General features: G+C 65.7%; 7 protein-coding genes. 1 reads left to right on the top strand and 6 read right to left on the bottom strand.

What is annotated here, in order from left to right:
* Positions 1 to 8: 8 nt before the first annotated feature.
* Complete coding sequence (locus tag VN11_RS10065; RefSeq protein ID WP_053449644.1) at positions 9 to 869, bottom strand: LytTR family DNA-binding domain-containing protein; 861 nt, start codon at positions 867 to 869, stop codon at positions 9 to 11.
* Positions 870 to 1,044: 175 nt separating this feature from the next.
* Here VN11_RS10065 and VN11_RS10060 point away from each other — a divergent pair, with 175 nt between their 5' ends.
* Positions 1,045 to 2,250, top strand: coding sequence for an acyltransferase family protein (locus VN11_RS10060; RefSeq protein ID WP_053451296.1), 1,206 nt, complete (start codon positions 1,045 to 1,047; stop codon positions 2,248 to 2,250).
* 40 nt (positions 2,251 to 2,290) lie between these two features.
* Here the strand turns inward: VN11_RS10060 and VN11_RS10055 are convergent, their stop codons facing one another.
* The 5 genes from VN11_RS10055 to VN11_RS10040 form a co-directional block, all read right to left on the bottom strand.
* Positions 2,291 to 5,209, bottom strand: coding sequence for a VIT domain-containing protein (locus VN11_RS10055; RefSeq protein ID WP_053449643.1), 2,919 nt, complete (start codon positions 5,207 to 5,209; stop codon positions 2,291 to 2,293).
* A gap of 957 nt (positions 5,210 to 6,166) precedes the next feature.
* Positions 6,167 to 6,616, bottom strand: a complete 450-nt coding sequence (locus VN11_RS10050) for an SMI1/KNR4 family protein (protein ID WP_053449642.1) — start codon at positions 6,614 to 6,616, stop codon at positions 6,167 to 6,169.
* Between the two features lie 10 nt (positions 6,617 to 6,626).
* The gene (locus VN11_RS10045; protein ID WP_080374906.1) at positions 6,627 to 11,210 is read right to left on the bottom strand and encodes an HNH/ENDO VII family nuclease; all 4,584 of its coding nucleotides are present in this window, start codon (positions 11,208 to 11,210) and stop codon (positions 6,627 to 6,629) included.
* 19 nt (positions 11,211 to 11,229) lie between these two features.
* Positions 11,230 to 11,358, bottom strand: a complete 129-nt coding sequence (locus tag VN11_RS22840; RefSeq protein ID WP_006441023.1) for a hypothetical protein — start codon at positions 11,356 to 11,358, stop codon at positions 11,230 to 11,232.
* A complete protein-coding gene (locus tag VN11_RS10040) occupies positions 11,355 to 12,971 on the bottom strand; it encodes a hypothetical protein (RefSeq protein ID WP_053449641.1) in 1,617 nt (538 codons plus the stop codon). Before VN11_RS10040 ends, VN11_RS22840 begins: the two co-directional genes overlap by 4 nt.
* Between the last annotated feature and the right edge of the window lie 4 nt (positions 12,972 to 12,975).

The following is a 12,975-nucleotide window of genomic DNA, read 5'->3' as shown; positions in this document are numbered from 1 at the left end:
CCGCCCGCTCACCCGCCCGCCAGGTCGAGCCGGAGTTGGGGCAGCTGTCGTCTACTGCACGGCACTTTGACGCCATCAGCCATGTGGAGCAGCGCCTCGCCGCCCTCCAGTGGCTCGATCGAGCGCAAGTGGCCGCGATTGATCATCCAGCTGCGATGCGGGCGTAGAAACACGCCCGGGTCCAGGCGCTGCTCCAGCACGGCCATGGTGATCCGCAGCGGATAGTCATGGCCACGCACGTGGAGGTTCACGTAGTTGCCTGCCGCCTGGGCATATTCCACGTCTTCGGTGGCCACCAGGAACTCCTTGCCCAGCTTGCGTACCAGGAAGTGCTGCGGACGCTCGACCGGCTCCACCGGGACGCCAACGTCAGGCTCGGCCAGCAGGCTCGCCTCGCCCTGGCGCCGCCGCCCAAGCCAGCTGGCCAGGTGCTCCAGCGCCACGAACAGCGCAAACGTACGCACATCCTTCAGGTATTCGTAGGCAAAGCGCTCCAGCCAGCCGGCATCGTCCTGGTAGCGATAGCCCACTGCCGCGTAGGCCAGGTGCCGGACCAGCATCATTCCCACCACGTGAATCAGCGACCAGCCTACGCTGGCCAGCAGGTACAGCGGCAACCGCCGGCGCCAGGTATCGGCATGCAGGGGCCAGCGCTCGCACCCCCACCACAGCAGCGGCAGGGTCGCCAGGATCAGGCTCAGGCTGCTGAACTCCCAGATCAGTGGCTCCCACAGGCCCAGATCCGCGCCCCGGCGCCCTGCGTCCATCACCTCCACCAGCGCATTGCTCACCGCTGAAACTGACAGGATCGCGGTCCATACCAGAATGCGGGTTGACGTACGCCAGCGCGGCGGGCGCCCCTGTGCCATTGCTGCATCCATCTCGTTGCGGTGCTCCAGCGTGCCTCAAGGGGCCGAGGGTAGCGGCTCCACTGGTCCCCCGCCGCCCGCCATTGGTCACTTGGGCGGTACCGGCGGGCCCAGCGCCATGGTCACGGCGCGTGGCGGCGCTCACCGTGGCCTGACCTCCCTGCCCGGCCTGCCCATGAACCGACGCCACGACATCGACGCCCTGCGGGTGTTCGCCTTCGCCCTGTTGATCCTCTACCACACCGGCATGGCCTACGTGGACGACTGGGGCTTCCACCTCAAGAGCGTACATACCGCCGAATGGCTGCAGTGGCCGATGGTGTTCGTCAACCGCTGGCGGATGTCGCTGCTGTTCCTGATCTCGGGCATCGCCATCGCGTTGATGCGGCCGGAAGGCAGGGTGCTGCGCTTTGCAGGCCTGCGCACGTGGCGGCTGCTGCTGCCGCTGCTGTTCGGCATGTTCATCATCGTGCCGATCCAACCCTACTGCGAAGGTGTGGCCAACGGCCATGTCGCACCGGGCTTCGGCGCCTTCCTGCTGCGCTACTGGCAGGTGCGGCCGTGGCCGGAAGGCAGTTTTGCCGGCTGGCAGTACGGCATCACCTGGAACCACCTGTGGTACCTGGCCTACCTGTGGAACTACACACTGGCGCTGGCCCTGCTGATGCCGGTGCTGGGCAGGCCCGGGGTGCGCAGGACCGTGGCCCGTGTTGCCGCATCGCCCACGCTGTTGATCGGCATTCCGTTCGTGCTGCTGCTGGCCTGGGTGGTCTGGCTGGAGCCGATCTACCCGTCCACCAATGCCCTGCTCGGCGACTGGTACCAGCACGCGAAGTACGCGACGGTGTTCCTCGCCGGCTACCTGTTTGGCCGCGAGCCCGTGTTCTGGGATCGAGTGGTCGCCCTGCGCCGCACCATGCTGTGGCTGGCGCTTGCCGCAGTCGGCTGGTACATGGGCCTGCGCATCCTCGGCCAGGTGCTGCCGGCCGACTCGCCGCTGCGTCAGTGGCCCGCTCCTTTCTGGGACCTGCAGGTCCGGACCAGCCAGTCGCTGTACGTCTGGACCGCGCTGCTGGCCATCCTCGGCTGGGGCAAGGTCTTCCTCGACCGCCCGTTCCGCTGGCTGCCGTACTGCACCGAGGCGATCTATCCCTGGTACATGCTGCACCAGAGCCTGATCATCGCGCTGTTGTTCTGGCTCAAGCCGCTGCAGCTTGGCGCGTGGACCGAGCCGGCGCTGCTGCTCGGCGGCACCGTGGGCGGCTGCCTGCTGATCCACGAGCTGCTGATCCGTCGCGTGCGCTGGCTGCGGCCGCTGTTCGGCCTGCGTGCCGAGCCACGATCATTGCCGACCGTACACGCCGCGACGGCGGCCTCATAGAGCCGAGCCCCTGCTCGGCTCCGCATCGACCCTGGGTGACTCATTCCACCGTGAACTCACCCACCAGCACGGTCTCGGCGCGGTCCTTCAGCCGCATCGTGACCATCTGGTCCTTCTGCTTCGGCGTGCCCCAGTGCGTGGTCAGGCGCAGCATCAGGGTGGTCGCACCGGTCACCAGCTGCTGGCGGCTGCCGAAGTAGTTCGCCTCCACCTTGTACCTGCCGGGCCTGGCGTTGCGCAGCGAGAACTGCTCCGGGCCGTAGCCACCGGTGAAGTCCTGCGACATCTGCCCGCCCTGGTAGGTCAGGCGGTTGCCATAGTACGCGCGCTCGCCGTTCGGGTCGGTCACCCACAGGTCCATGTCGCTGTTATCGGCATCCCAGGCCAGCACCACGCGCAGGTCCAGCGGCATCGCCTGCAGCAGGCGCGGGTCGATGCCCGTGGTGTCCAGCACCGGGCGGCTGCGTGATACCAGGTTGGTCAATTCGTCCAGCGCGATCAGCGCAATACCATCGAAACGGTTGTCCCACGGCCGCACCACCACCTGGTACAGCGGCGCCAGCGCCTGCTGCGGCTTGCCGGCGGCGGCCAGCGCCAGGCCGAGGTCACGGAAACTCTGCGGTTCTTCCTGGCCCATCGCCAGCACCTGTTCGAACACCGGCACCGCCAGTGCCGGGGCGTCGGCCTGCATCAACCGATAGCCGAGAACGCGCAGCAGGTGGCGGTTGTCCAGGTCCATCTCGGCCAGGTTCGACAGCACGCGCAGCGCCAGCTCGCGCTGGCCCTGCTCCAACAGCAGATCGGCCACATCGAGGAAGAACGCGCTGCTGTCGGCATGCGCATCGCGCTCGGCCAGGTAGCGGTTGTACAGCTGCGAGGACGGCCCCAGGCGCAGGCGGCGGGCAATGGCTGAATCCGGCTGCCATGCGGCCAGCTGGATGCCGAGCTCGCCCTCGTTGGCGGGCCCCGCTTGATCGATGGCCGAACCGGTGACCACCACCGCGTCGAGCGCCTGGTTCGCCGCGGACACGGAGCGACGCGCGCGTGCGCTGCCTGCCTCTCTGCGCTGCTCGGCCGCGGCCGCCATCGGTGCAGGCGGGGCCGCCGGTGCAGGCGCAGCCAACATCGCCACCGGCGCCGATTCCATCGCGTAATCCGCGGACGCCACTTCCAGTGCCCTGCCCTTCAACTGCGGCGGCGCATCCTTCGGCCAGCTGCGGCTCCACCATTGCTGGCGCTCCTTCCAACGTTCAGCAACCTCGTTCAGACGCTCGCGATCGGCAGCGGCACGGTCGCTCACCTGCCGCGCGAAGCGGGCGTCATACTCGGCGCGCAGCTTTCCGGACGGACGGATCGCATAGCGCAGGTAGTCCTCCAGCGTCTCCAGCACGATCAGCGAGGCATCCGGCCCGACCAGCCCGAACTGCTGCGACAGGCGCTGCATTTCCTCGCGATTGCCACGACGATCGGCGGCCAGCTGTTGCAGGCGTGCCTGTGCCCACAGCCCCGCAAGCAATTCACCATCATCGCTTTTCTGTGTTGCTGGCAATGCCTGCCAATCACCGGCACCGACACGGACCCGCATCGGCACACCGTCAGCCGCCAGCCGGGCATGCAGCCACAGCCAGCCTTCGGCTTCGCTGCGACGATCAATCACCACGTCCTGCACGCCACGCCCCGCATCGATCTGCACGTCCAGCGGCAAGGACAGCAGCTCACGCGCAGCGGCGTCGACATCCTTGCCGAGCGCGACGAAGCGGCCGCCATGCGCTTCGCTCCAGCCACGCAAGCGCACTGCATCGGTACGTGCGCCGGCACTGCTGACCGCGAACAGGCGCTGCTCCGGCGCCATCGCCGGCAGCTGTTCCGGGCCGTAGGTCAGCAGGCCGTCGCTGATCAGCAGGTACTCCTTCACGCTCGGCTGCGGTTGCCACTGGGCCAGCGCACTGGCACCGTCCGGGCGCACCGCCTGCAAAGCCGCGCGCAGCTCGCTCCAGTTGCCTGCGCGGATACGGAAGCGGCGCACCGGCTCGGCACGGTCGCGCAGCACGGTCAGCGCGACCGTGCCATTGCCCATCGCGGCGAAGTAGCGATCCAGCAGCGCGAACTCACGCGCGCGGTCGCGCTGGCCGGAGGAACCCGAACCGTCCCACAGCAGGCCGACTTCGCTCGACGGCGTGCGGGGAGTACCGCTGACCGGCACCGGCAGCTGCGCCAGCAGATAGTGGCCGTCCTGCCACGGCGCCACCTGCACCAGCGGCTTGCGTTCGGCCGGCAGCGTCCATTGCAGCTGTGCCGGCAGCTGCGCGCCGCGGCCCTGCCATTGCAGCTGGCCCGCCGTGATCTGGAACGGTGCGGTACCTGCGGCCATCGCCCCTGGCGCCTGCACCTTCACTGCAACGGAGGCAGCACCGGCGGCGAACTGCAGCGGCAGCGTCCACCGCCAGCCCTGGCCCGAGAAGGCCAGCGGCTCGCGCAGTACCAGCTGCACGCGGCGACTGCCACCGGCCGGCAACGGGTAGATGCGCAGGCGGAACTGGTTGCCCGCCGTCTGCTCCAGCAGGCCGGGGTCGACGCCACGGCGGGCGATCTCCTCGAAGACCTGGCGGCCGCGGTCCTTGGGCACCGGCACCGCCTCGCGCAGTTCGCTGCCGATATCCAGGGCAAACCCGGTGATCTGCTGGCCCTCGGCCAACGGGAACTGCAACTCCCCTTCCAGCACGCGCCGGTTCGGGTTATGGAATTCCAGGGTGATGCGGGTCTGGGCGATGCCGGCTTGGATGTCGCTTTCGATGCGGGCCTGGCGCAGCGCGATGGGCTGCTCGGCGCCCGCGACCTGCAGTAGCGGCACCGACCGGACGGGCCGGACGGCCTTGGTGGACTGCGCCTGGGCAACACCGGCGACAGCGCAGAGCAGCAGGGCCAGTACGGATGGAATCACGCGGCGGACGAGGGGCATCGGACTGCTCCAGCGGGAGGTTGGACGGTTCAACGCGTGGCTGGGGCAAATGGGGTTGGGTGGGGCGGCTGCCTCGAGATTCTGACCCGCACAGCGCAACTTCAGATCAGGCCGTCTTCGAGCTGCTGACGCATGTGAAGCTCGCCTCGCTTGAACGCCTCAAGCCTGGCCTGCGTTTCTGCCTGAAAGTAGACAGCCAGTTTGGAATCGCTTGATTTCGCCGGCGCTTGAAATACCTCATACGACTCCAGAAAGCCAAGGAAGCTCGAAAGGCGACCGTTTACGAACTCATGGGCGCCTCGAACTGCACAACGGGTACTTCGCGAGGAGGTCTTGACGGCAACCCGGGCTGCAACATCAGATCGCGGGACAAAGGATCAAATCCAAAGTCGCCAAGCACCTTGGCACTCACTTTCAGCGAACCCGCATCGTAGAGGCGCGAGAACCAATTTCCAGTCACGTGTAGTCCCCAAGACCAGGAGTTCCCCGTCCAATAGATTCGTGAACAACGCACCTGACGAAGATCTCAATGCGACCACAAACCAGATGAGCTGTCCTCATCCACCCGCAGCCGCCGGCAATTCGTCAACCATACTAGTGAAGAACGCCAAGAGCGGCTGAGGATGGGAAAGCAGTCTTGCCACCCTTACTCCATCATCACAACCAATGCGAAGCCCCCTCCAATCGTTGTAAGGGAGGTGATCCGGGCCTGATGTCGGGGACTCGGAATGACGACATGAAACCCTTCATCTCGCCGAGCAATACGCAGCGACCCGGGCACTTCCCCGTCGAACACGCGTGAGATGTAGCACGTTCTGATCAGACCGTGCTCAGCGGCACTACCCACCGAGTGGCAACGACAGCGGGTCACGTCGGCGCTTCACCGTACGCGCCGGGTTGCGCAACGCGAGAGGTAGCGGACAAGGCAAGGCGAGGAGCTAGAGAGCAGGAGCCTCGCTACCCTGCGTGACGAACGAGTTCCATCAGGAAGTCGAAGAATGATGGCGAAGAAAACTCGAACTCCCCGGTATTGTAGTCGTACCGCAGAATTGGATACTCCCCATCCTTCAATCCTTCACGTGTATCGAAGTAGAAAGCTTCGTCCGAGTCCGGAACGAAAATTGGAATCAGTCCTACGGGAGGAAACCCGTTCTCCTCGACCAAGCGAGCGTTGTAGACCAGATCGTCATCAGCCACGTCACGATTCTCTGCCTCTGCTAGACCGAAAACTGGATCTGGACCTACAAAAAGGTTGCCAAACTCGCCAAGCCAAGCCTTGTAGGAAACGGGCAGAGCCAACCCAAGCTCCCTCTCTGCATCCTCTGTAAGCTCCGGTGAAACAGCACGGCCAGGAAACACCCTTACGCGCGCTGATCCAGCGATCATGTCATCAAGACGTTCAAACATGCTCTAACCCTCATTGCCTGCATGCAATTATAGCGGCGGCCCTAGCCTTCCAGTACGACGTCCGGAAGGCATCGAACTGCCCAGACAGGACGGACGGAGTGCCATCTGCATTCATTCGGAAGCTGGGATACCGCGGTAGCGTCTGTCTTCTATTGTTTGGATTGCGCGGGAACGGAATATGGAGAATCGATGTGTACTTCTGATGCGTCGACTCCTTTATTTCAGCGAGAGATCCCCTGCGACCGTTCATGCCAGGTGCCTCTGTCATGGTCAAGTGGTGCAGCTGCACGGGCCTCCCATCCTTACCGATTGGAGCATATCCCTCCGCCATACGCTCCAGGTTGGTGCCGTACTTGTACTCACCCGTTGCTTGGTCCGTCCATCTCACCTTGCGATCAGGATTGAAGAGATCATCGTTCTGATAGACCGTGCGTCCGTCGCTCGCCGTCGTCCTGCTATACGAAAGCCCCAGCGGGTCGCAGTAGGTCTGGGAGTTGTAGGAAAACTCATAGATGCCAGGGCCTGCATCCAAACCCAGGGGATCCTGCGAGATGAAGCTCCCAACGCGAGGATCGAAGTACCTGTTCCGATTGTGGCAGAGCCCAGTCTCTTCATCACGATACTGGCCTTGCAGCCTTACGTTGAATTCGAAGCTCCCGACCTCCGTGTGCTCTTCAGCGCCCCACCCTCCATAGCGAATAGTCCAAAGTACATTTCCCGCGCTGTCTATTGCACGGTTTGGTGCGCCACTCAGTTCAGTGCCATAGAAATGAACCTTGCTGCGTCCTTCCAAGAGGCTCCGATCTTCCGGCGAGGCAACGACTCCCTGAGACCCATCAACCGATTGGGCTGGCTGAGAAGCACTCCTGGTGGCAAGAAGCGCAGCCTCTCTACCTGGAAGTGAGCCCGCAGCTGAGAGCACAGGAGTTGGGGCTTCGGTTCGCCCTCCCAATGTTGACATTCCCAACCGACCCATACCCCCAACCTTCTCGACGCCAGATGCCCGTGTAGCAGCAAGGTCCGTCGCCTTGGCCGGAGAGCCGAGAGGACTTGCAGACGCGAGCTTTTCCGGGATGCGTGCAGTGGCGGAACTCTCTATCGGAGGCGCGCAGTTGCTCGTTCTTGTGGTTGTCGGCAGAAGCCCGGCCAACGGCACAAACGTCCCGGGGTAGTACACATACTCCCGCACCCGCACATGCAGCTTTTCCAACCGCCGCTGCCGCCGTCTCATCTCCACCAGGCTGGCCACATTACCAACCCACACCGGCGCCGCCTCTTCGGCGTCGTTGGCCTGCTGCACCTCACCCAGCAGCGCATCACCATCCCAGAAGAACCACGTTGTCTGCGTCGGGTTACGCTTGAAAACCCGCCGTCCCAGCGGGTCATAGCCGTAGTACGTTGATTGCCCGTTGCGGCGGCTCTCCGCCAACCGATGGTTGGCATCCCAGATCAACGTCAGGTCATCAGGCGCATCTCCTTGCGGTGCGCCCTTGTGCACAAGATCACCCGCCCGGTCGAACACGTAGTGCACGCCCTGATAGATGCCTTCGCGCGTCCAGGTGGCCAGGTCGTCATCGTCGCCGCCCACTACCTTGCGCGCCTGGACCTGTTTCACTTCGGTGCGCAGCCGATCACCGGCGGGATCGTTGAAGTAGCGCTCGACCTTGCCCTTCGGGTCGATGTGCTGCAGCAGGCGCCCGATAGCGTCGTAGCGGTACTCGTCCACGCCTTGCGTGCTGTCGCTGCGGCAGGTCAGGTTGCCACTGCGGTCATAGTCGTAGCGAGTCTCGAACAGCGGCGCAGCGTCCTTCAGTACCGACTGCGAGGTCAGCAGGTTACGGCTGTCGTAGGTGAACTCGCGCTGTAAGTGCGGGCTCAGCTGCTCGCGCGTGGTGCGGCCCAGCGCGTCGCGCTCCATCGAGATCGGCGATTCGTCGTTGATGGCCACCGATACGGTCTGGTCGCGCAGGTCGTAGCCGAACGCCACCCGATTGCCGGCAGCGGTCTCGCGCAGCACGCGGTTGCCCACTTCATCATAGGCGTAGCCCACCCGGAACCCGTCCTGCAGTTCCTCCAGCAATTGCCCCAGCGGGTCGTAACGGCGCTTCACCGTACGCGCCGCATTGCGCAGCTCGACAATCTGTCCCTGCACGTCGTAGACGAAGTGTTCCTGTACCTGCTGACCAGGATGGCGCACATCCGGCAGCGTCTTGCGGGTGATGCGCCCAAGCTTGTCGGTGGTAAAGGCGATGCGCTGGCCCAGCGGATCCAGGGTCGCCGTCAGTCGCCCGGCAGCATCGTAGCTGTAACGCCGTGATTGCCCCCAGTAGTCCACTTCCTCGACGATGCGGCCCAGCGCATCGCGCACCAGCTGGTAGGTTTCGCCGCGCTGGTTGATGACCGCAACCAGCTGCTCTTCGGTGTCGTAGCGGTACTCCACGCTGTGGCCATCGGCCTGCACGCGCTTGCCGATCTGGCCGATGCCCACGTACTGCAGCCGCGTCTGCGCGCCTGCTTCATCGGTATAGCGCAGCAGTTGGTCTTCGGCATCGTATTCGCAGCGCACACCGCTGCCGTCCGGACCAACAGTGGCCAACAGCCGCCCCTTGGCGTCGTACTCGTAGCGACTGGCCTGCCCCAACGGATCCACCTGGCGCAGCAGGTTACCGAGCGGATCGTGCTCGAAGCGGCTCTCATGGCCGAGCGCATCAATGACGGCAGCCACCAGCCCATGACGGTCATAGCGTAGGCGTGTGACCGCATCGCGCGCGCTGGTCTGCGACTGCAACTGGCCTTGAGGGTCGTACTCGAAGCGGGTGGTTGCACCCAATGGATCGGTCTGGCTGACCAGCAGGCCTTGGCCATCGTATGCCTGCTGCCAGTCGACGCCATCCGGCGTGCGCAGCGACACCATATGGTCGTCCAGGTCATACTCCATCTGGATCGACGTGCCATCGGCGCGGGTCAGGCAGACCAGGTTGCCATGCGCATCATAGGCAAACGCCGTGCGCAGCCCTTCCGGGTCGGTCACCGCCACGGTCCGCCCGAAATCGTCGTACTCGAACAGCGTCACGCCATCGAGCGGATCGATCTCGCACAGCGGCAGCTGGTTCTCGTCGAACTTGACCACGCTCAGATGGCCGAGCGAGTCGGTCACCCGGGTCTCGCGCAGCAGCGAGTCGTACTCGAAGTGGTAGTCGTACAGGCCACCGTCGCCCCACGAATGCACCACCCTGCCCTGCACGTCGAACGCGTAATGGAATGACAGGCCAACGCGGTCGGTGTGCCGCACCAAGCGGTGCTGCTCGTAAGCGAAGGTGCGCGGCGCTCCAAGCGCGTCCACCGCCGCCAGCAGATCGCCGTCGGCGCTGTAGCGATAGCTCACCAGCGGATGCACCAGGCCGGTGGCCGGGTCATGCAGCGCCATGCGATCGATGTGACCGTGGCGCGCCTCCACTTCGATGAAACGGCCCTGCAGGTCGCCGATACCGCTTTCGACGATGCGCACCAGGTGGCCATCGCGACGCTCGAACCGCCAGTGGTTGCCGTGCGCGTCCTCGATGCGCTCGATCGGCCAGGATTGTGGATTCGGCAGTGCGCTCACGCCTGCCGGCAGTTCGCCGCCAAACACGTACTTCAGGCCGCTCTTGAAGCGCACCAGCCACTGCCCGCGCCGACGCAGCAGGCGCGCGCCATCGACGAAATCGAGGATCGCGCCGGCCTCGCCTTCAGCGGGCGGCAGCTCGGGGAAGAACGCGGCCTGGTCCGGGCCGGACAACCACACGCTGCCGTCGTCCAGTAGTTCCAGGCGAATGTCGGCCGGCGTCTGCCAGCCCGCGCCGCACAGGCCGGGTTCGCCCGCGCGGCGCGAGCCATAACTGCGCTGCCAGGCGAAGGAAAGCCGCCCCGGGATGTCGAAGTCCTGGTGGCTGACCACCACGCTGCCATCGCGGATATCCACCGGCTCGGCACGCAGCACCTTGCACTTCAGGAAGCCGGAGGGCAGATGGCCCCACTTGCCGCGCCGCCAGTTGGCGAACGCATCCATCTTCTTGCGGAAGAACGCACTCTTGCGCAGCTTGCCCAGCCCGGCGAATGCGGCGCGGAACGCCAGCGCGGTCCATGACACCGTCGGCGGTCCTCCCACCTTGACACTGGTCGGAATGGCTACGTTCAAGCCGGTCGGCAACGACATCGCGCGTAGCGGCTTCTTCGGCTTCTTCATCCGGAACGGATTGATCATGCCGGCCAGGTTGCAGTCGAGCACCGGCATCGCCAGCCGCGAGAACGGTTCGCCGTCGGCCGACACCGTGCGGCTGCCCATGAAGATTTCTTCGCCGTCGAACTGCGGCCCCATCGGCGCCGCCAGCGGCGGGCCCCACACCCCCAGCGGAATGTGGATGTCCAGGCCGCCGGTCCCGGCGGTGCCGCGGTGAACGCCGTTGACCTTGATGGTCGAGCCGATGAACGGGATGTAATCGAACGGATCCAGCACCAGGCCGATGTGCGGCGTCGGCAGCGGGCACGGTGGCACCGCGTACATGTGGATGTCGATGCCCAGCTGCGGATCGAAATGCTTGGCGGCGATGCTCACGGCAACACTCCCTGTTGCTTTACAAGGCGCGGAACAACGCGCGTAGGAACGCCTTTACTTCGTCACGGTACTCGGCGCTGATCCAGGTCACGACGATGATGCCCAGCACGATGGCCACCAGCATCACCACGGTCTTGTTCGACTTCATGCAACAGCCACTCCTGTAACGGCAGGCCCGGCAGGCGCCGCCACGGACGCCTGCAGCAGGCCACTGGGATCGGGCAACGGCTGCATCGCCGGCGGCTCGCTCCACACCGGTATCTCGTGATCGAGCGGGTGTTCGATGGCCGGCAGGCCGTTCCAGCCCGGGTCGAGGAAGTCGCGGCCCACGGCCACGATCTTGCGGAAAAATTCGTCGCCGCCCTGGATCAGCCGCTCGCGCTCCTGTTGGGCGCGGTGGAAGCCGCGTTCCAGCGCAGCATCCAGCTCCGCGTCGATGGCATCCAGTGCCGGCCGCACCGGCCGCGGGCCCAGCGCACGCCCCTGCGCGTCGGCCTTTTCCAGCAGGCCGGTGCTGGCCTGCAGGTAATCGGCGGCCACCTGCTGCAGCGATTCGCAGCGGCGCGCATCCTGCAGTTGCAGCAGGTCCCACAGTGCCTGTGGCAACGTAGTGGCCTTGCGGTCGGCCGGCGCCAGCGGCTTGGCGATGCGGATCGCCTCCAGCAGCTGAGTTCGCGCAGCCTCGCGCTGGCCGGCCTGCAACTGGCACCAGCCGGCCATGCGCTGGCCTTCCAGCGCGAACATCGGGTGCGGAATGCTCGCTGCCGACGTCGATGCCTGCAGATAGGTCTGCGCGGCGCGCTCCGGCTGCTTGGCGGCCAGCCAGCAGCCTGCCTCGCCAAACCAGCTCTGCATCACCAGTTCCGGTGCAGCAGGGTTGCCGCTCATGCGTGCGCCCTCGGCCGCACTGCGCGCCTGCCGGTAGCTGTTGATGGCCTGCCCGTGGTCGCCGTGCTTCAACCACGCACCAGCGACCATCATCTGCACCACCGATTGCTGGTCCTGCCAGCCATGGCGCTGCGCCAGCCCCTGTGCGCGCTCAGCGCGGGCCACCACCTGCGAGGGGCTGCCGCGTTCGAGCAGCAGCATCAGGTCGGCCAGCAGCTGCCGGTACAGCACTTCCGGGCCGCGGCCGCCAGACTGCGCGGCGGTATCGCGGGCGATGCCGAACATGTCGACCGGCGCACTGACCACGCGCGCGATCCTGCCGTGCCGTTCCAGCAACGACTGCCAGCGCGGATCCTCGTCGGTATCCACCAGCACCAGGCGCAGGCGTGGGCCGGGGCCGGCGGCCAGCGCGGCGTCCACCCAGCGCTCGAAACCTTCGCCGGGCACGCTGCGCTCCGGCTCCAGCACCGCCGCCAGCAGGCGCAGATGTTCGCCGTGGTGATCGATGAAACTCTCCAGCACCTCGACCACACCCTGTGCGCTGTCCGGATGCCCTTCATGCGGGCCGCGCCAGCCGAGCGGCACCTGCTGGGCGCGCAGATCTTCCTGGCTGGCCAGATAGCGGTCCAGAAGGTCCTGCTTGAGCTGCCGGCTGTAGCGGAAGCCCAGTTCGTAGGCGGTATCGATGCGCGGGAAGTAGTCCGGCGTATCGCCTCCGGCATCGTTGCGCTGCATTTCGAAGAATGCGGCCAGCAAACGGCTCGCCGCCGCAGGCAGGCGCCAGACCAGCAGCCGCCGGCTGCCGTCGGCGCTGGCCTCCAGCCAGGCATCGCGCAGTGCGTTCAGGCCGCGCAGCATGGGGGTGTCCTGCATCGTG

It is taken from the genome of Stenotrophomonas maltophilia (assembly GCF_001274595.1).
GTDB classification, from domain to species: domain Bacteria; phylum Pseudomonadota; class Gammaproteobacteria; order Xanthomonadales; family Xanthomonadaceae; genus Stenotrophomonas; species Stenotrophomonas forensis.
This window is presented reverse-complemented; position numbering and strand designations above follow the sequence as displayed.